We start from the raw sequence: 25,628 nt of genomic DNA, 5'->3' as shown, positions 1-25,628 counted from the left end.
GCGGTTCCTCGGAGTCGGGGCGCTCGCCCGGGGGAGACGGGTCAGGGCCGGGCGGCGTACCGGTAGCGGTGGGTCGGCGTCCAGCCCTGGCGGCGCAGCGCGGCCACCACCGCGGCGGCCGGATCCCGGCCGTCCCGGGGCAGGGGGTGCGCGACGTTGCCGATCAGGGGTGCGTCGCGCTCGGCCGCGGCGCGGGCGCAGGCGGCCACCAGGGCGGCGGTCGCCGTTCGGCGCAGCGCGTCGTCGTCGACGAGGATGTCCACCAGTTCGACGAACGGGGTGTCGCTCACGTCGTCGTACGCGTCGGTCAGGATCGTGGCGTGCCCCACCGGTGCCCGCGTTCCGGGCACCCGGACCAGGTAGGAGCGCCGGTCGGGGGCGGTGAGCAACTGCCGGACGGCCTGTGCGCCGCCCTCCCGGCCGCCGGTGTGCCCGCGGTCGGCGGCCGCGTCGTCGATCGCCCGGGTCAGCCACCGGGCGATCGGCTCCTCGTCGCCGGCCGCGGCTTCGGTGATCTCGAAGGAGGTGGGGGCCCCGGTGGGCGGGGGCCGCGCGGGGGTGTGTTCGAGGTAGGTCAGCAGCGGTCGCAGTTCCGCGGGGGCGGGCAGCGGGCCGGGCAGCCGCACCACGGCGGAGGAGCAGTCGCGGTGGCGCCGGAAGAGGGCGTCGAGCAGCGTCGGCGCCCGGGCGATGAGCCGTGGGTCGGCGTGCTCCACCAGGCACTGGAGCTCCCCGGTGACCGGTTCGACGTACTCGCCCGCCACCACCGGCAGGCCGTCGACCAGGCTGAGCAGTCCGGCCTCGTCGGCGGCCCGCAGGTAGCCGTCGGCGGCCCCGAAGGCGGCGGGCGACGGCGCGTCGGCCGGGGTGGGGTTCACGCCGGCTCCGGGCGCACGACCGCGATCAGTGACCGGCTCAGCTCGCGTGCGGCCTCGGCCACCTGCTCCGGCGTCACGGACCCGATCGCGGCGATCTCCGCATCCGGGTCCCAGGGCTGCTCGGTCACCGTCCAGGTGACCTCGGACCAGGCCCGTGCGCTGGCCGAGGACATCGCCGTCCACTTCGTCGCCGTGCCCACCGAACGCGAGGCCGAGCCCTTCACCGGAGCGCTGGTCGACGTGTTCGCCGCCATCGTCGCCGCGACCGCGGCCCGCCGGCCCGAGCGGCCGCCGCTGGTGATCGTCGAGTCCACGCTGACCCCGGGCACCGTCGAGGACCTGCTGCTCCCGATGATCGCCACGGCCGGCCTCGAACCCGACCGCGACCTGCTGCTCGCCCTGGCCCCGCGCCGCGACTGGTTCCTCGCCGAGGGGTACGGCCTGCGCGACCTCGACCGGATCTACTGCGGGATCGCCGAGCGTTCGGCCGACGCCGCGCGGGAGGTCCTGGGGCTGATGTGCGACACCCTGCACCGCGCCCCCAGCCACGTGGAGGGCGAGCTCGTCAAGTGCGTCGAGAACGCCTACCGCCACGTGGAGATCACCCTCGCCAACCAGCTCAGCCTGGCCTACCCGCACGTCGACATGGTCGAGGTGCTCCGGCTGGCCGGAACGAAGTGGAACATCGGCACCTTCCACCCGAGCTTCGGTACCGGCGGCTACTGCATCCCGCTCTCCAGCCGGTACCTGCTGCGGGGCGCGGCCGACGCCACGGAGCTCTCGCTGCTCAGCCACGCGGTCGAAACCGACATGCGGATGCGCAGCCTGGTCGCCGACGCCGTCGCGGCCCGGGGACCGGTGCTGGTGCTCGGGCTCGCGTACAAGGGCGGCATCAAGGTGGCCACGCTCAGCCCCACCGTCCGCATCACCGAGGAGCTGCGCCGACTGGGCGTCCCGGTGAGCGTGCACGATCCGATGTACCGCGCCGAGGAGATCGACGCCCTGCTCGGCGACGGCACGGCCGCCACCGACCTGGCGAGCGCCGTCCGGGAAGCGGCCACCGTCCTCGTCGTGCCCGACCACCCGGAGTTCCGCGCCGAACCGTACCCCTCGCTGCTCGACGAACCGCGCGCGGAGCCGCTGCTCGTCCTGGACAACCACGGGGTCTGGGCGGACCGGACCTGGGCCGGCCACGTCGTCTACCGCAGAGCGGGCGGCGCCTCCTGGCTGGCCGCCCCCGCGACCGGGCCGGCGGACCCGCGATGAGCGCCGCGACCCTCACGGCGCTCCCGCGGCCGGCCCCCGGCCACCCGGCGGACCCACTGGTGACCCGCACCCGGGACGTGGCCGGGTCGCTGCTGGCGCCGGCCGCCGCCACCACCGCCGAGAGCCTGGTGCCCCGCTCGCACCTGGACGCCCTGGCGGCGGCGGGCGCCCTGGGCAGCGCGGTGTACCGGCCCGCGGGGCCGCACACCGCCGCGCAGGTGCGGCGCGAGGTGTCCGAGACGATCGCCGCAGCGGACGGCGCGACCTGGTGCGTCTTCGCCCAGCACCACCACCCGCTCCGGGAGGTGGCGGCCTGCCCCGACCCCGCGATCCGGGAACGCTGGCTCGCGCCGATGACGGCCGGGTCGGTGCTGGCGGCGGTGGCGACCTCGCACCTGCGCCGGCCCGGCCCGCCGACCGTGACCGCCCTGCCCGACGGGGCCGGCTGGCGGCTGCACGGCCGCCTCGCCTGGCTGACCGGCTGGGGGCTGGCGGACGTCGTCCTGGTGGGCGCCGCGACCGGCGACGACCGGATCCTGTTCGCGCTGCTGGACTGCGACGAGCGCGCGGGCTTCACCGGGGTGCGCCCCCACCGGCTGTGGAGCATGGCGGCCACCCGCACCGTGTCGGCGGACCTGGACGGCACCGCCGTGCCGCCGGGCCGGGTGATCGCCCTGCACCCGACGGCCGACTGGCGGCGCGACGACGCCGCGCACCGGCCGAACGTCAACCCCGGGGTGTTCGGCACCATCCGCGCCGCCACGGCCCATCTGACGGCGGCCGGGCGCGACCCCGGGTACCGCGACCTGGGCCTGCGCATGGCGGCCGAGGCCGACGCGCTGCGCACCGGCGCCTACCACCTGGTGGACGAGGTGCCCGCGCACGAGGCGGCGGCCGAACGACTGGCCGTGCGGGCGGCCGTGCTCGAACTGGCCTGCCGGGCCGCCACCGCCTGTGTCGCCGCCACCGGCGGCGCGAGCGCGGCCACCGGCTCCCTGCCGGCCCGGCTGCTGGCGGAGGCGTCCTTCCACCTGGTCCAGGCGCAGACGCCGGAGAGCCGCACGGCCACCGGGGACCGGATGCTCGCCGTCGCGGCCGCCATCGCGAGGACGCCGTGACGGCCCGGGGCACGCGAAGGGTCCGCCTCGCCGACGTCGGGCCCACGGTGTTCACCCGGATGTCCGAACTCGCCGCCCGGCACGGCGCGATCAACCTCGGCCAGGGCTTCCCCGACACACCGGGACCGGAACACGCCGTCGAATCCGCCGTCGCCGCCCTGCGCGCCGGGTACCACCAGTACCCGCCGGTGCCCGGGCTGTTCGAGCTGCGCCGGGCCGTCGCCGACCACCAGCGGGCCCAGTACGGCATCGACCTGGATCCGGCAACGGAGGTCGTGGTGACCACCGGGGCGTCGGAGGCACTGGCGGCGGCGCTACTGGCGCTGACCGGACCAGGAGACGAGGTCGTCGTGCTGGAGCCGTACTACGACGCGTACGCCGCCTGCGTCGCGCTGGCCGGCGCCACCCTGGTCCCCGTCAGGCTCACCACACCCGGCTTCACCCTCGACCCGGCCGTGCTGCGCGCCGCCGTCACCGCCCGGACCAAGGTCCTGCTGCTCAACACCCCGCACAACCCGACCGGCACGGTGCTGCCCCCCGAGTCGCTGCGGCAGATCGCCGAGACGGCCCGGGCCCACGACCTGCTGGTCATCGCCGACGAGGTCTACGAACACCTGGTCTTCGAGGGACCGCCGCACCAGCCCGTCGCGGCTCTGCCCGGCATGGCCGAGCGGACCCTGACCGTCGGATCGGCGGGCAAGACCTTCTCCTTCACCGGCTGGAAGGTCGGCTGGGCCACGGGCCCGCGGGAGCTGGTCGAGGCGGTCACCGCGGTCAAGCAGTACCTGTCCCTCGGCTCCGGCACCCCCTTCCAGTACGCGGTCGTCGACGCCCTGCGCCTGCTGCCCGGTCACCTCGCCGAGCTGCGCGACTCGCTGCGCCGGCGCCGGGACCTGCTGGTCACCGGGCTGAACGCCGCGGGCCTGATCGCCCACGTCCCCCGCGGCACCTACTTCGTGACCGCCGACATCAGCCCGCTGGGCGAGCCGGACGGGCTGGCCTTCTGCCGATCGCTGCCGGCCCGCTGCGGCGTGGCGGCCATCCCCAACCAGGTCTTCTACGCCGATCCGCAGGCGGGCCGGCACTTCGTCCGGTTCGCCTTCTGCAAGCGGCGAGCCGTGCTCGAGGAGGCCGTCGCACGACTCGCCACCCTGCGGCAGACCCGCCCGGTACCCACCCTCCGTACGGAAGGAACGAACGCGTGACCACCACGGCCGACCTCCTCGCCCGCGCGCCCGCCGCCGGGCGCCAAGCCGAACTGGCCGCCAACCTCCGGGCCGTGAGAGCCCGCGTCGACGCCGCCGCGGCCACCTGCGGCCGCGATCCGGGCGACGTCACGCTGGTGGCCGTCACCAAGACCCGACCCGCCTCGGACGCCCGGCTGCTCGTCGGGCTCGGCATCCGCGACCTGGGAGAGAACCACGACCGCGAAGCGGCGGCCAAGGCAGCCGACCTCGCCGACCTCGCCGACCTCGCCGACCTCGCCGACTCCGCCGACTCCGCCGACTCCGCCGACTCCGCCGACCCGGCCCCGTCCCCGCGCTGGCACTTCGTCGGCACCCTCCAGCGGAACAAGGCCGCCTCGGTGGCCCGGTACGCCGACCTCGTGCACTCCGTGGACCGGTCCGCCCTGGTGGCCGCGCTCTCCCGGGCGGCGGGGAACGCCGGACGGACGCTCTCCTGCCTGGTCCAGGTGAGCCTGGACGGGGACCCGCGGCGCGGCGGCGTCCCGCCCGAGGGACTCGCCGCCCTCGCCGACGCCGTCGCGAGCGCCCCCGGCCTGCGGCTGGCCGGCGTGATGGCGGTCGCCCCGCTCGGCCACCCGGCCGGGCCGGCCTTCGCCCGACTCGTCTCGCTCTCCGACCGGCTGCGCACGGACCATCCGCGGGCCACCGCCGTCTCGGCCGGCATGAGCGGAGACCTGGAAGCGGCCGTCACGGCCGGTGCGACCCACCTGCGGGTGGGCACGGCACTCCTGGGCAGCCGTTCCCACCCGGCCCGTCCCGAACGGAAAGGCACCGCGTGACCGCCGAGCACCCCACCCCCACGGCAGCCGCGGGAACGCTGCCCGCGACCGGCGACGGAACCCGCGATCTGGACCTGCGCTACCTGGACCGTCCGCCCGCCGACCACCACCGGCCCTACTTCGCCTTCGTCGAGCAGCACCTGCGCGGCCTGCTGGAACGGCCCGACACCTCCGTCCTGGACATCGGCTGCGCCAACGGCGCCTTCCTGCACTACCTGGCGGGCCGCCACCCGCACGCCCGGCTCGCCGGACTCGACGCGCTGCCGGCCCTGGTGGACCACGCGGCGCGGCACGTGCCGCAGGCCTCGTTCGCCGTGGCGGACGTCGGCCGCCGGGAGACGCTGCCCGCACGGCGGTACCGCGCCGTCACCATGCTCACCCTGCACAGCCACTTCGACACCCTCGACCCGTGGCTGGACCACGTCCTGGACCTGGTCGAGCCCGGCGGGACGGCCTACCTGTACGGCGCGTTCAACCCCCACCCCGTCGACGTGCTGGTCCGCCTGCGCCAGGCCGGACCGGCGGGCGACGGCGCCTGGCTGCCCGGCTGGAACGTCCATTCACGAGCCGCGTTCGCCCACCACCTCGCCCGGCGCGGACTGCGCCACCGATTCCATGACCACCGGCCGCCGGCGAGCGTGCCGAGCTCCCCGTCCGACCCGCTGAGCACCCGCCGCGCGACCCTGGACGGCTCGGCCGTCCTGACCAACGGCAGCGGCGTGCTGCTCCCCTTCGCCCTGCTGGAGGTGACCGTGTGAGCACCGGTCAGGCGCTCCCCGTACCACCCGTCGTGTTCCCCAGGACCCCCCGGAAGGCCGGCCCCGGCATGACCCCCAGCACCCCCGCGCCCCGGCCGGTCCCGAGCACCGCGCCGGCGGGCTCCCCACCCCTCATCGACCCGCGCGGCCTGCCGGCCTCGTGCCGTACGGGCGAGGACGTGCGCATCCACGCCGAACGGCTGGCCATCGGCGAAGGCGTGCGGATCCGCGCCGGGACCACGATCGTCGGCGACGAGGTCGTGATCGGCGACGGGACGGTGATCGGCCCCGACTGCGATCTGCGGGCCGCGACGCTCCACCTCGGCGCCGGCAGTGAACTCGGCGCCAGAGTACGGGTGCTGGTCGCGGAGCGGTTCGCGGTCGGCGGGGCCGCCCGGATCGCCGCCGACGCGGAGGTGCTGTGCCGCGACTTCACGGCGGGGCGGATGTTCTACTTCGGCGACGGCGCGCGGGTCGGTTACGGGGGCACCACGACCTCCACCGCCCTGGTCCGGATCGGTGACCGGGTGACGATCGGTCAGCACTCCGTCCTCAACGCCAACCACGAGATCTCGGTGGGCGACGGCGTCGGCACCGGGTCCTACCTGGCGATCTGGACCCACGGCTACCACTTCGGGCACGGTCCCCTCAACGGGACCCGGCCCGCCTACGCCCCGGTCCGCATCGCCCGTGACGTCTGGCTCGGTTACCACGTGACGGTGCTGCCGGGCGCCACCATCGGTGAGGACACCGTGGTGGCCGCGGGCTCCGTGGTCACCGCCCCGCTGCCGGCCGGCGTGCTGGCCGGCGGCGTCCCGGCGCGGGTCAAGAAGCCGCTCGACCTGCGGGCCGTCACCGCCGACCGGGCCCGGCAGGCGGTGCTCGCGGTGCTGGACGTCTGGCGGACCGAACTCGCCTGGAAGGGCTGCCCGGTCGAGCGGCCGGAGCAGCCCGGAGGCGATGCCGCCACGCTCACCGTGAGCCTGGCGGACGGCTCCCACCGCACCCGGGTCGTCCTGCTCGACCAGGGCGACCCGTGGCCGCGGACCCCACCGCCCGGAGAGGCGCTCGCCGTCCTCACCGTCGAGGACCGCCCCGGGCCGCCGCCGGACCAGGAGGCCGTGACCCTGTTCGAGCTGCGATCGGGACGGCTCCGGGGCGGCACCTCACCCGTCGTCGAGGACCTGCGCGACCAACTGCGGCGCCACGCCATGCCGTGCGGGGACGACCGCTGCTTCACCTCGATCGAGCCCGAGGCCTTCGCCCGGCTCCGGAGGGCGGCGGCATGACGTCCACCGGTGGACCCGCGGTCATCGGCCTGCTCGGCGGGATGAGCTGGCCCTCGACCGTCACCTACTACCGGGCGGTCAACGAAGGCGTCGCCGCCCGCCTCGGCGGATCGCACTCGGCACGCATGGTGGTCTGGTCGCCGGACTACGCCGAGGTCGAGAGCCGCCAACTGGCCGAGGACTGGCACGGGGCGGGCGAGCTGCTCGCCGAGGGGGCCCGGCGGCTGGCCGCGGCGGGCGCGGACGTGCTGGCCATAGCCTGCAACACGATGCACCGGGTCGCCGGGGCCGTGGGCGCCGCGTGCGACCTGCCGCTGATCGACATCGTGGAGGTGACGGCGGCAGCCACCCGTCGACGCGGCATCACCCGGGCCGCGGTCCTGGGTACGCGCTTCACCGCGGCGGGCGGCCAGTTCACCGGCGCGCTGGCCGCCCACGGCGTCGAACCGGTGCTGCCCGCCCCCGGCGACCAGCGGCTCATCGACCGGCTCATCTACGAGGAGCTGTGCCTCGGCACCACGAACGAGCGGTCCGCCGACGAGTTCCGCCGACTGTGCGAGCGCCTGCGGGGCGAGGGCGTCGACGGCATCGTCCTCGCCTGCACCGAACTGGGCCTGCTCCTCCCCGCTGCCGAACGCGCGGCGCCCGAGGTCGTCGACACGGTGGACGCGCACGTCGCGGCACTGGTCACCGCCTCCCTGGCACACCTGTCGAATTGATCCCGTGTCAGTTCCCGCTCCAGGTGGGGCCACCCCTGTCCTTTATGCTCTTTGTCATCAAGCGGCCTGCGACGCAGGTGCCCTGTTCCCCATGGAGGCATGACGTGGCTGGCGTGAAGCAAGGCGATTGGGTGGTCGCGGCAGCGGACCAGATGATCGCCGAAGGCAAACGCCGCGGGCCCGGCACGCCTCTGGTCTGCGCCTCGGGGATCAGCCCGTCGGGGCCGATCCACCTGGGGAACCTCCGGGAGATCATGGTCCCGCACTTCGTCGCCGACGAGATCCGGCGGCGCGGGCTGGAATGCCGGCACGTCCTGTCCTGGGACGACTACGACCGGCTCCGCAAGGTCCCGGCCGGGGCACCGGCGTCGTTCGCCGAGCACATCGGACGTCCGCTGACCGCGGTCCCGGACCCGTGCGGGGACCACGAGAACTGGGCGGAGCACTTCAAGGTGCCGTTCCGCACCGCGCTCGCCGAACTGGGCGTCGAGGTCACCGAGATCAGCCAGACCGGGATGTACACCTCCGGCGCGTACCGGGAGCAGATCATCCACGCGATGCGCAACCGGTCGCGGATCGACGCCGTCCTCGGGCGGTACCGGACCGCGAAGAAGGCGGCCGACGCCGAGACCGAGGCCGAGACCGACGAAGACGAGGCGTCCGACGCGGCGGCCGGGGCCGGGTACTACCCTTACAAGCCGTACTGCTCGGTCTGCGGGCGGGACACCACCACCGTCACGTCCTACGACGAGACCACGACCCGGATCGGCTACGGCTGCCAGTGCGGCCACACCGACGGCTTCGAGCTGAACCGCCACGACGGAGGCAAGCTGGTCTGGAAGGTGGACTGGCCGATGCGTTGGGCCTTCGAGGGGGTCACCTTCGAAGCCGGAGGCGTCGACCACTCGTCCCCCGGTTCCAGCTTCACCGTGGGCTCCCGGGTGGTCCGGGAGATCTTCGACGGTCAGCCGCCCACCTACCTGGGCTACTCCTTCGTCGGCAGCAGCGGGTCCGCCAAGATGAGCGGCTCCGCGGGCGGGGCACCCACTCCGGCCGACGCCCTGCGCATCATCGAAGCCCCGCTGCTGCGCTGGCTGTACGCACGTCGCCGGCCGAACCAGGCGATCACCGTGGCCTTCGACCAGGAGGTCAACCGCCTGTACGACGAGTGGGACGCGCTGGGCCGCAAGATCGGGACGGGCGGGGCGGAGCCGGGGGAGATCGCGGTGCGGGCCCGTTCGGTCGGCTCGGCGACCCGTACGCTGCCGACGACGGAGCGGGTGCTGCCCTTCCGCACGCTGGCCTCGGTCGTCGACATCACCACCGGTCAGGACGAGCTGACGCTCCGGATCCTCCGGGACATCACCTCGGAGGACCCGCTCGATGACCTGGCCCAGGCACGGCCGCGACTCGACCGTGCCCAGGCGTGGATCACGGGCTACGTGCCCGCCGAGGAGCGGACCCGGGTGCGCACCGCGCCCGACCTGGAGCGCCTGGGGCAGCTGACCGAGGCGGAGCACGAGTCGATCAAGCTGCTGCTGGACGGACTGGACGCGCACTGGTCGCCGGCGGGGCTCACCGACCTCGTCTACGGGGTGCCGAAGATCCAGGCCGGTCTGTCACCGGACGCCGCTCCGACGCCAGAGCTGAAGACGGCCCAGCGCGCCTTCTTCGCCCTGCTGTACACCCTCCTGGTGGGCCGGGACACCGGCCCACGGCTGCCGACCCTGCTGCTGGCGCTCGGCGCGGAGCGCGTCCGCGCGCTGCTGACCGCGGCGTAGCCGGGGCCCGGTCAGGGCCTCGGCCGACGCAGGTCCGACGGCCGACGCAGGTCCGACGGGCTCCGGGAACAGCGGAGGACGTCCCGGTCGTGGCTGGTCCGCCACGACCGGGACGTTCGTGTGCGCGGCCCCGGACATCCCGGAGATGATCGGTCCGGACGACCGCTCAGGTGCTGGGGCCCGGGTCCATGCCCCGGTGCCTGTGCAGCAGGTAGCCGAGTTGGAAGCGGCTGGCGGCGCCGACCCGGTCCATGATCTCGGCGATGTGCTTGCGACAGGTCCGCAGTGACATGCCCAGCCTGCGGGCGACCACCTCGTCCTTCACGCCGTCGGCAAGCAACTTGACGATGGCGTCCTTGACCTCGTCCGGCATGGCGGCGCCACGGTGGACCGGAGTGTAGGGGCTCGCCAGGGACCAGGCGTTGTCGAACGCCTGGCACAGGAACGCGACGGTGGAGGGCTCCTGGACGACGACCGCCCCGGTGGGGATGTCCGCGCAGGGGATGAAGACGATGCTGCGGTCGAAGGCGACCATCTTGCCCAGGAGCTGGGGGAGCGTACGGACCTCGCCGCCGGCCTCCGTGATCCGGCGGACGTACTCCTGCGTCGGCGCGCCGGCGCGCGCGGTGTGCTGGTAGAGGGTGCGTTGGCGCACACCGCGGCCGAGGATCGCCAGATCGCGGACGACCGCCTTGTCCATCAGCTCCTGGGCGCGCCCACCACCGGGCTGGCAGGTGAGCACCTCGTGCCGGCAGTGCGCGCTCCAGTGCTCGATCAGCGCCATGACGGTGTCCAGCTGCTCCTCGACGGTCAGCTGAACGGTCGCCTCCTGCCGGAGGCGATCCTGGGCGTACAGCGGTGCGAGCGCGGTCAGTTGGCCGCGCAGCCGCTCGGCCTCGGCGAGCTGGTGGCGCAGCCGGGTCTCGTGCGGGGTGACCAGCCCCGCGGCGGCCGCCTCGGGACTGACCGGCACCAGAACGCCGTCGTCGGCCCCCGGGAGGGGGCGCAGCAGGTGCAGCCGGACCAGGCCCTCGACGTGGCGCGCCACCTCGTGGTCCGTCAGGTTCAGTTGCGACGCGGCCTGGGAGATGTCGCTCATCCCCCCGACGCGCACCACCCACCGGTACAGGCCGACCGCACCCGCGTCCAGCCCGCCCGGTGCCGCCCCATGCGATCCGAGTGCGACCGAGATGGAATCCTGCATATTCGGGTCCCCCGTTCCTGTGGCGGTGTGGCGGTGTGGCGGTGTGGCGCGGCGTCGGCCGCCGCCCCGACCGGGAATCCCTCCCGTCCCACCCGACACTCGCCGACGTCGCGCCCAGCATCCACCGCCGACCGGATCGTCACCAACGCGAGTTGGGGATCTCCCACATGCGCCCTGCACATGACACGGGCCGGTCCGTGTGGTCGGGCAGCCGATCGCCCGGTGGACGGTCCTGCCACGGCCCCGGCCGGGCCCGGCCGGCCTCCGCTGTCAGCCCTGGACGCCGCTGCCCGGCAGGGCTCCGTCGAGCACGTCCCGGATCTGCGAGCGGGCGGTGATGCCCAGCTTGGGAAAGACCCGGTAGAGGTGGGAGCCGACCGTGCGCGGTGAGAGGAACAGCCTCTCCCCGATCTCACGGTTCGTCAGGCCGCGGGCCGCCAGTCGGACGATCTGCCGCTGCTGGGGGCTGAGTCCGGCAAGGGCGCCGGGCCCGGCGTCGGTCGTCTCGACGCCGGCGGCGCGCAGTTCCGCCTGGGCCCGTTCGACCCACGGCCGCGCGTCCAGCCGCCGGAAGGTCTCCAGGGCGGCGCCGAGCAGTGGGCGGGCCTCGGCGATACGGCGCCGGCGCCGGAGCCACTCCCCGTAGTCCAGCCGGGTCTGCGCCCGTTCGAACGGCCACTGGTCACCGGCCGGGTCCACGAGCGCCGCCCGGAAGTACGGTTCCGCGTGTTCGGGATCCGCCAGCAGGGCGCGGCCCCGGTCGATCAGCCCGGCCACCCGTGCCGACATGCCCGCACCGAGGCGGCGCGCCGACCGTTCCAGCAGGTCCGCGACGTCCTGCCGCTCTCCTCGGCGGACGGCCGCCGCGGCCAGTTCGGCCAGGACGGTGTGGGAGGCGTGGTAGTGGACCGGCTCGCCGTCGGCGGTGAACGCGGCGCGGAACTGCGCGTACGCGGTGTCGTAGTCGCCCTCGGCCACCGCCGCCATTCCCAGGGCCCTGCGGGCGAAGACCGCGACGGAGCGGCTCTCCAGCGGATCGACGAGGGACAGGGCGCGCTCGACCAGCCGGCGGGCGGCGGCGGGGTCGCCGAGCAGGGCGACCACCGTGGCGTCGAGGACACGGGCACACGCCTCGGCGTGGTCGAGTCCGGCCGCCGATGCCGTGGCCGCGATGTCGGCCGCCACCGAGCGGGCCTCGGCCCACCGGCCCTGGTCCAGGCGGGTCCAGCCGACCGCGCACGCCAGCCCGTCCGGGAACGGGCCGTGAACCTGCCACCGGTCGAACGCCTCGTCGAAGGTCCTGGCGGCGAGGGCGGTCTCGTCGAGCAGCCAGGCGACGATGGCGAGCGCGGTCAGCCGCTGGTGGTCGCCCCCGCTCCCGGCGATGAGCCCGGGCAGCACCGGCACGAGGGACGCTGCCGCGCCGCCGGGGTCGCACACGGCCAGCACCCAGGCGCGCACCGCCGCCGCGGCGGGATCGTCGGGCACGCGGGACAGCAGGCTCCGGATCCGTCGGTGCTGGGAGTCCTCGCCCGAGTAGTAGCGGACCACCGCGGCCGCCGCCAGCGTGTCGAGCAGGAGGGGCGAGTGCGGGTCCGCGTCCCCGGCGACGCGCATGAGCCGGGCGAACGCCGCTGTGTGGCGGGAGCCGAGGGCCATCAGCCGGCCGGTGGCCAGCGCGGCTTCGCCCAGGAGCGCCGGATCGTCGGAGCAGTCGCGGACCGCGGCGGCCAGGTGTTCCACCCAGCCGAGCTGACCGGTGAAGACGGCGTCGCCGGCGGCCTGGCCGAACAGGCGGGCCCGGTCCTCACGGCGCGGGCTGAGTTCCGCGGCGCGCTCCCGGGCCGCGGCGGCGGCCGCGAAGCCGCCGCGGCGCCGGGCCCGGTCGGCCGTCTGCCGCAGGGCGGTCGACACGTCCTGGTCGGGCCCGACCGTCGCGGCGGCGAGGTGCCAGGCGCGGCGGTCCGGTTCCTCACCCAGCAGTCCCGCGAGGGCGAGGTGCGCTTCGCGGCGTTCCCCGATCGACGCGCGATGGTAGACGGCGGAGCGGGCGAGCGGGTGGCGGAAGGAGACCCCGGCGCCGTCCCGGCGTACCAGCCCGGCCCGGTCCGCGGGCTCCCATGCCTCGTCACCGGCTTCCGGGAGGCCCATGGCGGCTGCCCTGGCGTCCGCCGTGTCGGCGGTCGCGAGGCGCAGCAGCATGCGGCGGGTCGCTTCCGGCAGGTCCGCCGCGTGCTCCGCGAAGATCCGCTCCAGGCGGTCGGTGACCGGCAGCGGCCCCTCCAGGCCGGTGCCCCCGGGGCGCCGCAGCGCGGCGGCCCGGGCGAGTTCCACCAGGGCCAGCGGGTTGCCCGCCGCCTCCTCCAGGATCCGCGCCCGGGTTCGGCCGCTCGGTGGTGCGGGCTGCCGGTCGAGCAGCCGGTTGGCCGACCCGCCGTCCAGCGGGCCGAGTTCGAGGCGCTCGTACTCCCGGTCGAAGCCGGGCAGCGCGGCCGCGCTGCGGACTCCGACCAGCAGGGTCACGGTCTCGGTGTCCATGCGTCGCGCCACGAAGGAGAGGACCTCCAGGGAGCCGCGGTCGATCCACTGGGCGTCGTCGACCAGCACCAGCAGCGGTGCCGTTTCCGCCAGGTCCGACAACAGGTCCAGGACCGCCGGCCCCACCACCATCGTGTCGGGGGCCTCGACGCACTCCTCGATCCCCAGGGCGGCGGCGAGCGCGCCGCGCCGGCGCGCCGGCAGGCCCTCCACCGCACCGAGCACCGGGCGCAGCAACTGGTGGAGACCGGCGAATCCGAGACGCGCCTCGGACCGGCTCCCCACCGATCGCAGCACGCGGGCGCCCGCCCCGCGCGCGTGGTCGGCCGCGATGTCGAGCAGCGTGGTCTTTCCGGCACCGGGCTCACCCGTGACGACCAGCACGCCACCGCGGGACCGGTCGGCGCCGACACGCCGGATGACTTCCGCGATCTCGGCTTGCCGGCCCACCGGTGCCACCTCGGCACTCCGGGCCGAGCGCTCCTCCCCGCGAGCCCTCCCACCGTTTTCCACAGGCACTCCAGGGACTCGGGACACCCCGGATCCTAACGCGGGGAGAACCACGACAGGGCCCCGCCGACCATTGGTCTTCCGGCGCAGGCTGGACGTACGATGTTCGTGACGAATGCCGTACGCCCCTCCTGGTTGCCGCCGAGCGGGCCGCGGCCCGCCGAAAGGTCCACCACCGATGAACTCCGAAAGCCGCCGGCGTTCCACGCGCGACCGCCCCGCGAAGCCGCCACTCAGCGAGGACGCGGTCGTCGACGCGGCGCTGGAGATCCTGGCGTCCCAGGGCGTGGAGGCGGTCACGATGCGGAAGGTCGCGGCCGCGCTGGACACCGGACCGGCCTCGCTCTACGTGTACGTCTCCGGCCGCGAGGGCCTGCTCCAGGCGATGCAGGAGCGCATCGTCGCCGCCGTCGAACTCGAAGCCCCGGACGCCGGCCGCTGGCGCGACCAGGTTCACGAACTGCTCGCCCGCCTGCGCCGGGCGTTCATCGCCCACCCTGGGATCGCCGCGACCGCCATCGCCGCACCGCCCCGCAGCGAGGCGACCGTGCGCCTGCTGGAGAACCAACTGGGCATCCTGCTCGCCGGCGGGCTCGCCCCGCAGGACGCCGCCTGGGCCGTCGACATCTTCGCGACGCTGGTGAACCACTCCGCCATCGAGGCAGACGCCCGGCTCGCCGCCCCCCGGGACCGGGCCGACGAACTCTACGAGAGGTTCACCGCCCTGCCGCCCGAGCGCTTCCCCCTGATCACCGCCCACGCCGCACAACTCGTCACCGGCGACAGCGAGACGCGGTTCCATGCCGCCGTCGACGCCGTCATCGACGGGCTGCTCGCCAGGACGGCTCGCCGCTGAGCACTTCGCAGGAGGGGTGAGCCCGGCATCCCCGTGCGGGTCCTGGCGCCCCTGCGCGTCCCGGCGTCGGTCGGCGAGTACCGGACAGTCGGCGCGCCCGGAGGCGTCCGCTCCGGCCTGGGACCCGACGGCCCGTCGGGTGCTCCACGACCGACGGGCCGAGCCCGGCGGGCACGCCGTCCCGGGCCTCGAACCGGGGAGCCGGGACAGTGCGGCGAGCGGGGTCCTGGGGCCCGCCGCCGGCCGTCCGCCGCCCGTCGCGCGCCTGTCAGCCGGTCGTCCTCGACCACCAGTCCCGCCCTTGAACCCTTGAACCCGCGAACCCGTGGTCGCGGCCGGGGCCGCGGGCAGGTGCAGTCACGTGACTGATACCGCGCCCACCGGAGCCGCCCGTACGGTCGAACCGATCCTCCGGACTTCAAGGAAACCCCATGGAACAGATAACCCTCGGCGATGTCTCGATCACCCGGGTCCGGGAGTACTTCGGCTCCGTCGAGATGACACCCGACACCTTCTTCCCGGAAAGCTCGAAGGAGGTCTGGGAAACCGGTGCCGAATGGCTGGCCCCGCATTTCCTGGATTCCGGGAGCAACCACGTGAAATCCGCGATCCAGACCTGGCTGCTGCGCAGCGAGGGCAGGACGATCCTGGTCGACACCGGTGTGGGCAACCACAAGGACCGCCCCTACGCCCCGGTCTGGAACCGCCTCGAAACGGACTTCCTGGCCGACCTCGCCCGGGCCGGCGTCCGGCCCGAGGACGTGGACGTCGTGATCAACACGCACCTCCACGTCGACCACGTCGGCTGGAACACCTACCTGGACGGGCGGCAGTGGGTGCCCACGTTCCCGAACGCCACCTACCTGATGCCCAAGGCCGACTTCGACTTCTGGAACCCGGAGAACGGGCACGAGCCGCTCCTCGGCCGCGGCAACCAGAACGTCTTCGAGGACAGCGTGGCCCCGGTGCACCGGGCCGGCCGGACGCGGTTGTGGGAGGACAGCCACCGCATCGACGCGAACCTGCGTCTGGACGCCGCCCCCGGGCACACACCCGGCTCCTCCGTGCTGACCCTCACCTCGGGGACGGACCGCGCGGTGTTCATCGGCGACATGCTGCACAGCCCGGTGCAGATCCTCGAACCGGACGCCAACAGCTGCTTCTGCGAGGACCCCGTCGAAGCGCGGGCCACCCGCCGCAGGGTCCTGGGCTGGGCGGCCGACAACAACGCCCTGGTGATCCCCGCCCACCTGGGCGGCCACGGCGCCGTCGAGGTCACGCGCGAGGGAAGCGCCTTCGGCATCAAGGGCTGGGCGCCCTTCTCCCCGTACACCGAGCAGGGCTGAAGCCCCCGGAAGGGCACCAGAGATGAAGCACCACCCCGAACCCGTCGTCACGACCGCGCGGGGAGCCGTCCGCGGCCTGCGCCGCGACGACGGCACGACCGTGTTCCTCGACATCCCCTACGCCGCTGCGCCGGTGGGCGCCGGCCGGTTCACGCACCCGCTGCCGCACGGGCCTTGGGCCGGCGTACGGGACGCCACCGTGCCGGGCCCGAACGCCCCGCAGGCCGAACGCGGGCTCGGCAGCATCGACATGGCCCCCTACTTCGGTGCCGGCTGGAGCCGGGGCGAGGACTACCTCACCGTCAACGTGTGGACGCCCACCCCCGCGCGCGCCGGCCTGCCCGTGATGGTGTTCGTGCACGGTGGCGGGTTCGTCGCCGGCTCGACGCGCTCCGCGCTGTACGACGGGTCCGCCTTCGCCCGTGACGGCGTCGTCCTCGTCACGCTCAACTACCGGCTCGGCATCGCCGGGTTCCTCGACCTCCCCGGGGCCCCCGCCAACCGCGGCCTGCTCGACGTCGTCGAGGCGCTGTGCTGGGTGCGGGAGAACATCGCCGCGTTCGGCGGCGACCCGGACAACGTCACGCTCTTCGGCCAGTCGGCCGGGGCCACCATCGTCGGCGGCGTCCTCGCCGCCCCGGCGGCCGTGGGGCTGTTCCGCAGGGCGATCGTGCAGAGCGGCAGCGGCCTGGGGGCGTTCACCACCGAGCAGGCCGCCCGGGTGACCGCCGCCGCGGCCGCGGCGCTGGGCGTCGAGCCGCACGTGGACGCCTTCGCCGGGGTCTCCGACGAATGCCTCGTGGCGGCCGCGTCCGAACTCGCCGGCATCGACCTGCGGACGGCCACCCACCACGACCCGCTGATCGGCCTCAGCCCCTTCAGCCTGGTCCTGGACACCCAGCCCGCCGAGGCCGTCGCCGCCGGACACGGCTCCGACGTCGACCTGCTCGTCGGCACCAACACCGAGGAGGGCCTCCTGTACCTGGTCCCCGTCGGCAGGTACGCCTCCTCGACCGCCGAGGACGTGGCGCGGACGGCGGCACGCTCGCACCCGGACCCCGCCCGGCTCGTCGAGACGTACCGCCGGACACGCCCCGGGGCGTCACCGGGCGACCTGCGCTCCGCGATCATGGGCGACGCGCTGTTCGGCACGGGCACCCGGGCCCTGGCCGACGCCCACGCCGCCCATGCCGCCCATGCCGGATCGGCGACCTTCGCCTACGAGTTCGCCTGGCGCTCGCCCGCCCTGGACGGAGCGCTCGGCGCCGCGCACGCGGTCGAGCTGCCCTTCGTGTTCGACCTCGCGCACCTGCCGAGGCTCCGGGGCCCCGCCGCCCTGCTCGGCCCCGACGAGCCCCCCGCGGACCTCGCGGCCCGCATGCACGAGACCTGGATCCGTTTCGCCACCACCGGTGACCCAGGCTGGGCCCGGTACGACACCGAACACCGGGCCACCATGCGCATCGACGCCGAGTGGGCCCTGGTCCACGATCCCCGCGGCGAGGAACGACGGGCCTGGAGCTGACCTCCGGCTCGCCCGCCACCCCTTCGGCCGGCGAAGGGAGCCCCGCGCCGCACGACGTACTCCCGGCGGATTACTCCGGTACCTCGCCGGGGTTACGGACGGCACCGCAACCTTTACATCCACGGGCCGATTCGACACGGAGCCGCGGAATCTAGCGTCGATCCCATGAAACGCAATCGCCGTATCAGCGCTGTCGCGGTGCTGGCGCTCGCCGCCCTCGTCACCGGAACCGGCTCCGGGTTCGCCGCCACGACCACACCGTCGGCCACACCGTCGGCCACGCACGCGTTCGACACCGCACCGGCCACCGCCACGGCGCCCACGCGGTCCTTCCAGGGCACACTCCCCGCGCCGACCGGCCCCTACGCCGCCGGCGAGGACGTCATCCACCTCACCGACGCCGGCCGTCCCGACCCGTGGGTGCCGTCATCCGGCCCCCGCCGACTGACCGTCACGATGATCTACCCCGCTGTCCCCGGGACCGGGACTCCGGCCCCTTACATGACCCTCGCCGAGGCAGCCGGAATCATCCGACACCGGAACCTGCCGGCGGACTCCGGCGTCACCCCGCAGAACCTTGCCGGCGTCACCACTCAGGCCTTCGACGGCGCGCGGCCGCAGCGCGGCAAGCATCCGCTGGTGGTCCTCTCACCCGCGTACGAGGACCCGCGCATGACGCTCACCGCGCTCGCGACCGACCTGGCCAGTCACGGCTACGTCGTCGCGCTCGTCGGCCACACCTACGAGGACAGCGGCGAGACGCTGGCGGACGGCCAGACGCCGCCGTGCGCGATCTGCGACGACCCGGCGCGGCTCGACTTCGACTTCGACTCCGTCGCCGCGAGCCGCGCGCTGGACGTGTCCTTCGTGATCGACCAGTTGACGCACGGCAATACCGCGTGGCCGCTGGCACACCTCATCGACAAGCACCGGATCGGCATGGCCGGACACTCCATCGGCGGAGCGGCGGCCGCCGCCACGATGATCGCCGACCCGCGAGTACGGGCCGGAGTGAACATGGACGGCAGCTTCCACCCGGCGCCGATGCCCGGCCGGATCAACCGGCCGCTCCTCATGCTGGGCGTGACCGACAGCCACTCGCCCGGCGGCTCCGACACCACGTGGGAGCGGGCCTGGGCCGCCCTCGGCGGCGACAAGAAGTGGCTGACGGTCGCCGGCGCCGACCACTTCAGCTTCGCCGACCTGGACCTGCTTCAGGAGCAGGCCGGGTTTCCGACGCCGCCCCTCTCCCCGGAACGCGGAGTGGCGATCACCCGCGAGTACGTGGCGGCGTTCTTCGACCAGACGCTGAACGGGATCCACAGCCCGCTGCTGGACGGCCCCTCGCCGAACAATCCGGAAGTACTCTTCCACGACTGACGCGGCGCCGCGTCGATCCTCCGGGGGTTGATACGGCCTTGAGCGGGCCGACGTCGTAGGCCCGGCGGTAGGGCTCGGCGTCGTGGAGCAGCCGGCCGTGCCGTCGCTCAGGCCGGGAGCGGCAGACCGGCGGCGTGGAAGAGCCGGTCACGGGAGGCCGCGGCCTCGTCGAAGACGGTGTCGCCGCCCTTCAGCACACCGTTCTCCTTGAGGACGTCACCGGCCACCACGACCAGGTCGACATTGCCGGCATGGCCGCCCGCGACGATCGTGGCCGCGACATCCGTGGCGGGCAGCATGTTGGCGTGATCGAGCCGGATCATGATCAGGTCCGCCTCCTTGCCCGGGGTCAGGCTGCCGGTGCGGTCGTCGATCCCCGCGGCCCGCGCGCCTTCGATGGTCGCGAAGGACAGCAGGTCGGCGGCGTCGAACGTGGGCAGGCCGGGAGCACGGTCCATGGGCCCGGCCGCACCGGCGAGGATCAGCTGCTGGTAGGCGAGGGTCGCCCGCATGACGCCGAACATGTCACCGCTCACGATCGTCTCGGTGTCCACACTGAGACTCGGGCGGATACCGGCGGCCAGCAGCCGGTTGGTGGCCGGCTGGCCCAGGCCCGGCATGAAGACCTCCAGCGCGCCGGCCACGGACGCGGTGGCACCGCGTGCGGCCACCATCCGCAGCTCCTCGTCGGTCGACGTGCACAGGTGGATGAACGTCATGTCGGAGGCGAGCAGCCCGGCCTCCTCCAGCTGACGGACGGCCTGCTGCCGCGCCCCCCACTCGCCGAGGCCCACGTGCATGCTGATGCGCAGGCCCAGCTCACGGGCGAGCCGGATGTCGCGTTCGGACACATCGGGGGTGGACAGCTCCGGTCCGCGGAGCATCGCGTTGAGGGTCACCCGTGCCGAGTCGTCGGAGAGCACCTCGTCGCGGATGCGCCGGATGTCGTCGGGGTGGCTGCGGTCACTGCCGAACTGCCACTGCTCCGCCTCCGTCGACGGCCAGCCGTGGTCGAAGACGGCGCGGATGCCCGACTCCCAGTGTGCCGCGATCGCCGCGTCCGAGTGCTCGGGGCTGTTGCTGATGTGCGATTCGTCCCGCACGGTCGTCACCCCGGAGTCGAGGGACATCAGGTCCGCCGCCAGGTTGCCGATGTGCACGTCCCGCGGGTCGAAGTACTGTCCGAGGCCGATCTGCACCTGGCTGCGGTACTCCTGGTACGTCCAGGCGGGGCCGAGATTGCGCAGCGCCCCCTGCCAGTTGTGGCGGTGGGTGTCGATGAAGCCGGGCAGCACGACGTTGCCCGCGCCGTCGATGATCCTGGCCCGGTCGTCGGACAGGTCCCGGCCGATGTCGAGGATCCTGCCGTCGGCGACGAGGACGTCGCCCACGAGGTTGCCGAGCCTGTCGTCCTGTGTGATCAGGTACGCGCCCTTGATCAGGATGCGTTCCTTGTTCTCGGGCTGGTTCTGGGACACCTGTGGTTCCTTCCGTGCCGTGGGCGGCACTGTGTTGCTTTTCGATCGAGAGGGGGGCGGTGGGGTCCGCGTGCGGTCCGGGCGCGGACGTGGATCACGTCGCGTCGGTGCCACGCGGGCGCCGGGAAGCGATTCCGACGGCGCCGAACGTGAGCAGCGCACCGAGGACGGTGAGGACGGAGGGGGACCGACCGCCCGAAGGGGCCAGGAAGTCCAGGGCGATCGAGCCGCCGAGCTGCCCCGCGATGGAGGCCATGCTCAGCAGCAGGACACCGATCCGGCCTACCAGGAATGCCGAGGCGCCGATGAACACCACGCCGCACAGACCGCCGAGGTAGACCCACGCACTGGTGGGCAGGGGGTGCCCCGAGGTCCCCCGCACGAGCGTTCCGACCCCCCACGCCGCACCGAGGAACACCGCGCCGACAAGGAAGTTGAGCCAGGTCGCCGCGAGCGGCGAGCCCGACGCGGCCGTCGTCGCTCCGTTCAGTGCCTGCTGCACACCGAGGAGGAAGCCCGCGGCGACGGTGGCGAGGGCCGGCAGGATGATCGTGGCCGGTGCGAGGCCGTCGGTGAAACGGGGCAGGGCGGACACGACCGCGGCCACCAGGACGACGGCCGCTCCCGTGAGCCGGGCGGCGCCCGGGCGCCGCCGCAGGCCGCCGCCGATCCCCCGGCTGTCCACGATCAGACCGCCGAGGGTCTGGCCGGCGATGGCCGACACCGTGAACACGGCGACTCCGGTCACCAGCGCGGCGGTGGACTGGGCCAGGGCGAAAGTGCCGCCGAGCACACCGGCCAGCAGGTACCGGCGGGGGAGCCGGCCGTTCCGCGCGGCGCCGGCCAGGCGCCGCAGCGCGCCGCGCAGTGCGGGGGAGAAGAGCGCGAGGAGGGACAGCAGGACCAGTCCGCCCGAGAAGCTGATCGCTGCCGCGGCGATGCCGTCGTCGAGGCGATGGCTCAGCTCGCCGTTGAGACGGGCCTGTACCGGTACCACCATGCCGGTGGCGATGGCCGCCAGGACGGCCGGCGAGCCGGCGCGGGGCACGGGTCGGCGGGACTGTCCCGCCGACTGGGGGCCGGGCCGGGCAGGACGGCGGTGACCTGACCCGGTCGGAGCGGGGGGAGTGCTCATGTCGGAGTTCCTCAGGAAGGGTTGCGGCCGGGCGGGCCTCGGTCGGCCCGGCAGCCCGTGCCCCGGGCCCCGGCTACGGCGGGGCCCGGGGCACGGGTTCGTCTCAGAAGCGGGTACGCGCGATGTCGTCGAGGACCGACGGTCCCGAGGGGGCCCAGCCCAGGACGCGCCGGGCCGTGTCGCCCGAAGCCCGCTGGTCGAGGAGAAGGGCCTCGCCGAGCAGGCCGAGCCGGTCGAGCGTCTGCACGACGGGTTCGGGCTCGACGCGTCCGGCCAGGCCGACGGAGCGGCTCACCGCCTCGGTGATCTCCCGTACGGTCGGGTTCGCACCGCCGGCGCCGAGGAAGTACGAACCGGCCGGGGCCTTCTCCAGCGCGAGCACGTAGAGCTCGGCCAGGTCGTCCACGTGCACGGTGCTCCAGTGCTGCTCACCGGAACCGATCATGGTGAGTGCCGGGGTGTCGCCGGAGGTGCGGGGGCCGGCGGCGACGAGGTTCAGCAGACCGCCGCCGTGGCCGTACACCACGGCTGGCGCGATGATCGAGGTCCGCACGCCCTGCGCGTCGCGCACGAGCTCGCCGATCGGCACTCGCCAGGCGGTCAGCCGCGGGGGGTTCATCCCGGACGATTCGGTGATCGCCGAACCGCTGCCGTGCAGCCAGACACCGGTGGTGTGCACGAACGGCCGGTCCGTGTTCCGGAGCGCGCGCAGGAAACTGACGACGGCCACCTCGTCGACGCTCATGCTGGTCTCGTCACCCGGCGACGCCAGGTGGATCACGCCCTCGCTCGCGGTGGCGAGTGCCGTCAGGGCGTCGTGGTCCGCCAGGTCGGCGACCGCGGGTTCGGCGCCCCTGGCCCGCACCTGCTCGGCCTTCTCGGCCGAGCGGACCAGGGCGGTGACCTGGTGGCCGCCGGAGACGAGCCGGTCGAGCACCGCGGCTCCGATGTAGCCGGTGCCGCCGGTGAGCAGTACACGCATGGTCTTCCTCTTTCGCTGACGTCTTCCGATCCGGGCGTTGGCCCGCACGACAACGGTCGCCCGTCGCGTCTATCGTGTCCAACGAATGTTTTCGAATGGCCAATCGGATATGTCGATGAATGAGGGTGGGCGTGGATCAGAAGCGGCTGGAGTACTTCATCACCGTCGCCGAGGAGCTGAACTTCACGCGCGCCGCCCAGCGACTGCACGTCACCCAGTCCACGCTCTCGGCCGGCATCAAGGCCCTGGAGCACGAACTCCGGGCCGAACTGCTGCTCCGTTCCACCCGGTCGGTCAGACTGACCGAGGCCGGATCGGCCTTCCTCCCCGAGGCGCGCACCGCGATCGAGGCACTCGACCGGGCCCGGGCGGCGGTGGAACCGCTCTCCACGGGGCTGCGCGGCAGCCTCACCGTGGGCGTCCTCAGCGGGCTGACGGTGATCGACGTACCCGCCCTCGCCGGTGACTTCCACCGCCGTCACCCCGGGGTCCGGCTGCGCACCGAGACCTCCCAGCGGGGGACCTTCGGGCTGATCGAACGCATCAAGGAGAGCCATGTCGACGTGGCCTTCGTGGGAGCCGACATCAAGGACGAACACCTCAGTTCGACGGCCATCAAGAGGTACGAGGTCCAACTGCTCGTCCCGGCCGGTCACCCACTGGCCCGCCGGAGGAGCGTGCGGCTCGCAGACATCGCGGGGGAGGCCTTCGTCGACATGCCCGCCGGCTTCGGGCAGCGCCAGATCGTGGACGACGCGTTCACGAAGGAGGAGTTGACCCGGCGGGTCCTCATCGAGGTCTCGGACATCACCACGATCGCGGACTACGTGGCGCACGGCCTGGGCGTGGCCCTGCTGCCCCCGGAGTTCGCCGCGACGGCCGGCGACGCCGTTCGCACCGTCCCCCTCGAGGACGCCCGACCGGCCTGGACGCTCAGCGTGGTCGCCTCCGCGACGCGTCCGCCGACGCGGGCGCTGCACGCCTTCCTCGACCTGATTCCGCACCACATCCGGCGGGACCGCGTGTTCTGAACGGAGAAGGTCCCCTGCCGGACCCTCCGGCAGGGGACCTCTCTCCTCGCGGGGCAGGCCGGGGCGGTCCATGGCCCAGAGGGGCGGACCTCGTTCGTCACGAACAACGTACGTCCAGCGTATGTGGGGTGGACGGGGTTGGCGCTCGCGCGATCGTGACGTACGCTGTTCGCGACGAACGGCGTTCGTTCGTCCTTCGAGTGGCGCAGCACACCGATCCCGGAGTGCCGTCCGTGACGTTCCGTGCGCGATGAACGCATTCCGTCGCTGCGTGTGCGCGCCAACCAATGCTTCGATTTCGGCCCAGGAGGGCTTCATGGGCAATGCGACCGATACCCGGTCCGCCCCCGCAGGCGACCCGAACCGCATGGATCCGTACGTACGGCGGGTCGCCGTCACCATCATCGTCGGGGCGCTGGCGGTCGTCTTCGACACCACCATCCTCAGCGTCACGATCAACGACCTCGGCCGTGACCTCCACACGTCGCTGAACACCATCCAGTGGGTCAGCACCGGCTACCTGCTCGCGCTCGCCGTCACGATGCCGATCGCCGCGTGGGCCCAGTCGGCCCTGGGCGGCAAGCGGTTGTGGATCGTCTCGCTCTGCGTCTTCCTGGCAGGATCGATCCTGTGCTCCCTGGCCTGGAGCGCACCGAGCCTCATCGCCTTCCGCGTCCTCCAGGGCATCGGCGGCGGGTTCATGATGACGCTCACGTCCACCCTGATCATGCAGGCGGGGGGCGGCCGCAACATCGGCAGGCTGATGTCCCTGATCACCGTGCCCACCTCGCTCGGGCCGATCCTGGGGCCCGTCCTGGGCGGCGTCATCCTGCACCTGGGCACCTGGCGCTGGCTGTTCGCCATCAACATCCCCTTCTGCGTCGTCGGGGCATGGCTGGCCTGGCGCAACCTGCCGGCCGACGAACCGAGCGCCCGCAAGCCACTCGACGTCGTCGGCTTCCTGCTGCTGTCACCCGGCGTGTCAGCGATCGTCTACGGCCTCTCACGCCTCGACGGAACGACCGGCCTCGACAGCACCCGGGTCCTGGCCCCGCTGCTGGCCGGCCTGGTCCTCGTCCTCGCCTTCGTCGCCTGGGCCCTGCGTCGCCGGGCACGCGCCCTGGTCGACATCCGGCTCCTGCGGCACCGGCCGCTCGCCTCGTCCTCGGTGGTGCTGGTACTGGCCGGCGCCGCCCTCTACGGCACCATGCTGCTGCTGCCGCTCTTCTTCGAGCAGGTCAGGGGGACGGACGCGCTCGGCGCGGGCCTGCTGCTCATCCCGCAGGGCGTGGGCACCCTGCTGTCCCGTTCGATCGCCGGGAAGTACACCGACAGGTTCGGCGCGCGCCCGGTCGCGGTCGTCTCGCTGCTCGTCGCCTGCCTCGCCACCGTCCCGTTCGCCTTCGCCACCGCCGACACCAGCGAGATCCTCCTGACGGGCGTGCTGCTCCTGCGGGGCATGGGGCTGGGAGCGGCGATGATCCCGCTGGGCGGAGCGGGCTTCGCCGGCCTGGGACGGGACGAGATCCCGCACGCCAGCATCCTCATCCGCGTCACCCAGCAACTCGGCGGCTCGTTCGGGACGGCGGTCCTCGCCGTCGTGCTGCAGCACGCCGCCGCCGGCGCGCACTCCGGCGAAGCGACGGTCGGCGGCTTCCAGGAGGCCTTCTGGTGGTCGGTCGTCCTCACCGCGATCGCCGTCCCGGTCTGCCTCCTCCTCCCGGGAAGGCCCGAGCCGGCTCCGACCGGGTCCGGCACCGAGGCCTCCGAGCACGGCCGGGCATCCGAACGGGCCTGACCGGACACCT

Annotated in this window: 21 protein-coding genes; 14 read left to right on the top strand and 7 right to left on the bottom strand. The window is 73.8% G+C overall.

The window, feature by feature from the left end; all coding sequences use genetic code 11:
* Positions 1–41: 41 nt before the first annotated feature.
* Positions 42–878 carry a hypothetical protein gene (locus tag ACFQ6N_RS04595; protein ID WP_380646833.1) on the bottom strand — a complete coding sequence of 279 codons (837 nt, stop codon included), beginning with the start codon at positions 876–878 and terminating at the stop codon, positions 42–44.
* Positions 875–1,006, bottom strand: a complete 132-nt coding sequence (locus tag ACFQ6N_RS04590; RefSeq protein WP_380646832.1) for a hypothetical protein — start codon at positions 1,004–1,006, stop codon at positions 875–877. Before ACFQ6N_RS04590 ends, ACFQ6N_RS04595 begins: the two co-directional genes overlap by 4 nt.
* Before the next feature lie 7 nt (positions 1,007–1,013).
* Between ACFQ6N_RS04590 and ACFQ6N_RS04585 the strand changes: the two genes are divergently transcribed.
* From ACFQ6N_RS04585 to lysS, 8 genes are all read left to right on the top strand, one after another.
* Positions 1,014–2,144 carry a UDP binding domain-containing protein gene (locus tag ACFQ6N_RS04585; RefSeq protein ID WP_380646831.1) on the top strand — a complete coding sequence of 377 codons (1,131 nt, stop codon included), beginning with the start codon at positions 1,014–1,016 and terminating at the stop codon, positions 2,142–2,144.
* Positions 2,141–3,262, top strand: a complete 1,122-nt coding sequence (locus tag ACFQ6N_RS04580; protein ID WP_380646829.1) for an acyl-CoA dehydrogenase — start codon at positions 2,141–2,143, stop codon at positions 3,260–3,262. Before ACFQ6N_RS04585 ends, ACFQ6N_RS04580 begins: the two co-directional genes overlap by 4 nt.
* Positions 3,259–4,467: a pyridoxal phosphate-dependent aminotransferase gene (locus tag ACFQ6N_RS04575; protein WP_380646828.1), complete on the top strand. Its 1,209-nt coding sequence runs from the start codon at positions 3,259–3,261 to the stop codon at positions 4,465–4,467. The genes ACFQ6N_RS04580 and ACFQ6N_RS04575 overlap by 4 nt, the downstream gene beginning before the upstream one ends.
* Positions 4,464–5,288 (top strand): YggS family pyridoxal phosphate enzyme, encoded by an 825-nt coding sequence (locus ACFQ6N_RS04570; RefSeq protein WP_380646826.1) that lies wholly within the window; start codon positions 4,464–4,466, stop codon positions 5,286–5,288. Before ACFQ6N_RS04575 ends, ACFQ6N_RS04570 begins: the two co-directional genes overlap by 4 nt.
* Positions 5,285–6,046 (top strand): class I SAM-dependent methyltransferase, encoded by a 762-nt coding sequence (locus tag ACFQ6N_RS04565; protein ID WP_380646824.1) that lies wholly within the window; start codon positions 5,285–5,287, stop codon positions 6,044–6,046. The genes ACFQ6N_RS04570 and ACFQ6N_RS04565 overlap by 4 nt, the downstream gene beginning before the upstream one ends.
* Before the next feature lie 68 nt (positions 6,047–6,114).
* Positions 6,115–7,335: a DapH/DapD/GlmU-related protein gene (locus tag ACFQ6N_RS04560; protein WP_380646823.1), complete on the top strand. Its 1,221-nt coding sequence runs from the start codon at positions 6,115–6,117 to the stop codon at positions 7,333–7,335.
* The gene (locus tag ACFQ6N_RS04555; protein WP_380646822.1) at positions 7,332–8,054 is read left to right on the top strand and encodes an aspartate/glutamate racemase family protein; all 723 of its coding nucleotides are present in this window, start codon (positions 7,332–7,334) and stop codon (positions 8,052–8,054) included. The genes ACFQ6N_RS04560 and ACFQ6N_RS04555 overlap by 4 nt, the downstream gene beginning before the upstream one ends.
* Positions 8,055–8,158: 104 nt before the next feature.
* The gene (gene lysS / locus ACFQ6N_RS04550) at positions 8,159–9,835 is read left to right on the top strand and encodes a lysine--tRNA ligase (protein ID WP_380646821.1); all 1,677 of its coding nucleotides are present in this window, start codon (positions 8,159–8,161) and stop codon (positions 9,833–9,835) included.
* 166 nt (positions 9,836–10,001) lie between these two features.
* Here lysS and ACFQ6N_RS04545 read toward each other — a convergent pair whose 3' ends face one another.
* Positions 10,002–11,039 (bottom strand): hypothetical protein, encoded by a 1,038-nt coding sequence (locus ACFQ6N_RS04545; protein WP_380646820.1) that lies wholly within the window; start codon positions 11,037–11,039, stop codon positions 10,002–10,004.
* A gap of 270 nt (positions 11,040–11,309) precedes the next feature.
* The gene (locus ACFQ6N_RS04540; protein ID WP_380646818.1) at positions 11,310–14,036 is read right to left on the bottom strand and encodes an AAA family ATPase; all 2,727 of its coding nucleotides are present in this window, start codon (positions 14,034–14,036) and stop codon (positions 11,310–11,312) included.
* Between the two features lie 229 nt (positions 14,037–14,265).
* Here ACFQ6N_RS04540 and ACFQ6N_RS04535 point away from each other — a divergent pair, with 229 nt between their 5' ends.
* The 4 genes from ACFQ6N_RS04535 (at position 14,266) to ACFQ6N_RS04520 (ending at position 19,194) form a co-directional block, all read left to right on the top strand.
* Entirely contained in the window at positions 14,266–14,943 is a 678-nt protein-coding gene (locus ACFQ6N_RS04535; RefSeq protein WP_380646817.1) for a TetR/AcrR family transcriptional regulator C-terminal domain-containing protein, read from the top strand.
* A 431-nt stretch (positions 14,944–15,374) separates the two neighbouring features.
* Positions 15,375–16,289, top strand: coding sequence for an MBL fold metallo-hydrolase (locus tag ACFQ6N_RS04530; RefSeq protein ID WP_380646816.1), 915 nt, complete (start codon positions 15,375–15,377; stop codon positions 16,287–16,289).
* A 22-nt stretch (positions 16,290–16,311) separates the two neighbouring features.
* Positions 16,312–17,814: a carboxylesterase/lipase family protein gene (locus tag ACFQ6N_RS04525; protein WP_380646814.1), complete on the top strand. Its 1,503-nt coding sequence runs from the start codon at positions 16,312–16,314 to the stop codon at positions 17,812–17,814.
* A gap of 165 nt (positions 17,815–17,979) precedes the next feature.
* The gene (locus ACFQ6N_RS04520) at positions 17,980–19,194 is read left to right on the top strand and encodes an alpha/beta hydrolase family protein (protein ID WP_380646813.1); all 1,215 of its coding nucleotides are present in this window, start codon (positions 17,980–17,982) and stop codon (positions 19,192–19,194) included.
* 107 nt (positions 19,195–19,301) lie between these two features.
* Here the strand turns inward: ACFQ6N_RS04520 and ACFQ6N_RS04515 are convergent, their stop codons facing one another.
* The 3 genes from ACFQ6N_RS04515 to ACFQ6N_RS04505 form a co-directional block, all read right to left on the bottom strand.
* A complete protein-coding gene (locus ACFQ6N_RS04515) occupies positions 19,302–20,672 on the bottom strand; it encodes an amidohydrolase family protein (RefSeq protein ID WP_380646812.1) in 1,371 nt (456 codons plus the stop codon).
* 94 nt (positions 20,673–20,766) lie between these two features.
* Positions 20,767–21,720: a DMT family transporter gene (locus ACFQ6N_RS04510; protein ID WP_380646811.1), complete on the bottom strand. Its 954-nt coding sequence runs from the start codon at positions 21,718–21,720 to the stop codon at positions 20,767–20,769.
* A 190-nt stretch (positions 21,721–21,910) separates the two neighbouring features.
* Positions 21,911–22,789 carry an NAD-dependent epimerase/dehydratase family protein gene (locus ACFQ6N_RS04505; protein WP_380646810.1) on the bottom strand — a complete coding sequence of 293 codons (879 nt, stop codon included), beginning with the start codon at positions 22,787–22,789 and terminating at the stop codon, positions 21,911–21,913.
* A gap of 131 nt (positions 22,790–22,920) precedes the next feature.
* Between ACFQ6N_RS04505 and ACFQ6N_RS04500 the strand changes: the two genes are divergently transcribed.
* Both ACFQ6N_RS04500 and ACFQ6N_RS04495 read left to right on the top strand, forming a co-directional pair.
* Positions 22,921–23,820 (top strand): LysR family transcriptional regulator, encoded by a 900-nt coding sequence (locus tag ACFQ6N_RS04500; protein ID WP_380646809.1) that lies wholly within the window; start codon positions 22,921–22,923, stop codon positions 23,818–23,820.
* A gap of 316 nt (positions 23,821–24,136) precedes the next feature.
* Positions 24,137–25,618 carry an MDR family MFS transporter gene (locus ACFQ6N_RS04495; RefSeq protein WP_380646808.1) on the top strand — a complete coding sequence of 494 codons (1,482 nt, stop codon included), beginning with the start codon at positions 24,137–24,139 and terminating at the stop codon, positions 25,616–25,618.
* The last annotated feature ends 10 nt before the right edge of the window (positions 25,619–25,628 follow it).

Origin of the sequence: Kitasatospora sp. NPDC056446 (assembly GCF_042796115.1) — a bacterium.
GTDB lineage: Bacteria > Actinomycetota > Actinomycetes > Streptomycetales > Streptomycetaceae > Kitasatospora.
The sequence above is the reverse complement of the archived record's forward strand: the minus strand, read 5'-3'. Positions and strand labels throughout refer to the sequence as shown.

Bases quoted from the DNA above. Each gene is read 5' to 3' on its own strand.
- ACFQ6N_RS04530 (WP_380646816.1), top strand. From the start codon at position 15,375: ATGGAACAGATAACCCTCGGCGATGTCTCGATCACCCGGGTCCGGGAG.
- ACFQ6N_RS04545 (WP_380646820.1), bottom strand. From the start codon at position 11,039: ATGCAGGATTCCATCTCGGTCGCACTCGGATCGCATGGGGCGGCACCG.
- ACFQ6N_RS04520 (WP_380646813.1), top strand. From the start codon at position 17,980: ATGAAACGCAATCGCCGTATCAGCGCTGTCGCGGTGCTGGCGCTCGCC.
- ACFQ6N_RS04525 (WP_380646814.1), top strand. From the start codon at position 16,312: ATGAAGCACCACCCCGAACCCGTCGTCACGACCGCGCGGGGAGCCGTC.
- ACFQ6N_RS04560 (WP_380646823.1), top strand. From the start codon at position 6,115: ATGACCCCCAGCACCCCCGCGCCCCGGCCGGTCCCGAGCACCGCGCCG.
- ACFQ6N_RS04580 (WP_380646829.1), top strand. From the start codon at position 2,141: ATGAGCGCCGCGACCCTCACGGCGCTCCCGCGGCCGGCCCCCGGCCAC.
- ACFQ6N_RS04535 (WP_380646817.1), top strand. From the start codon at position 14,266: ATGAACTCCGAAAGCCGCCGGCGTTCCACGCGCGACCGCCCCGCGAAG.
- ACFQ6N_RS04495 (WP_380646808.1), top strand. From the start codon at position 24,137: ATGGGCAATGCGACCGATACCCGGTCCGCCCCCGCAGGCGACCCGAAC.
- ACFQ6N_RS04555 (WP_380646822.1), top strand. From the start codon at position 7,332: ATGACGTCCACCGGTGGACCCGCGGTCATCGGCCTGCTCGGCGGGATG.
- ACFQ6N_RS04505 (WP_380646810.1), bottom strand. From the start codon at position 22,789: ATGCGTGTACTGCTCACCGGCGGCACCGGCTACATCGGAGCCGCGGTG.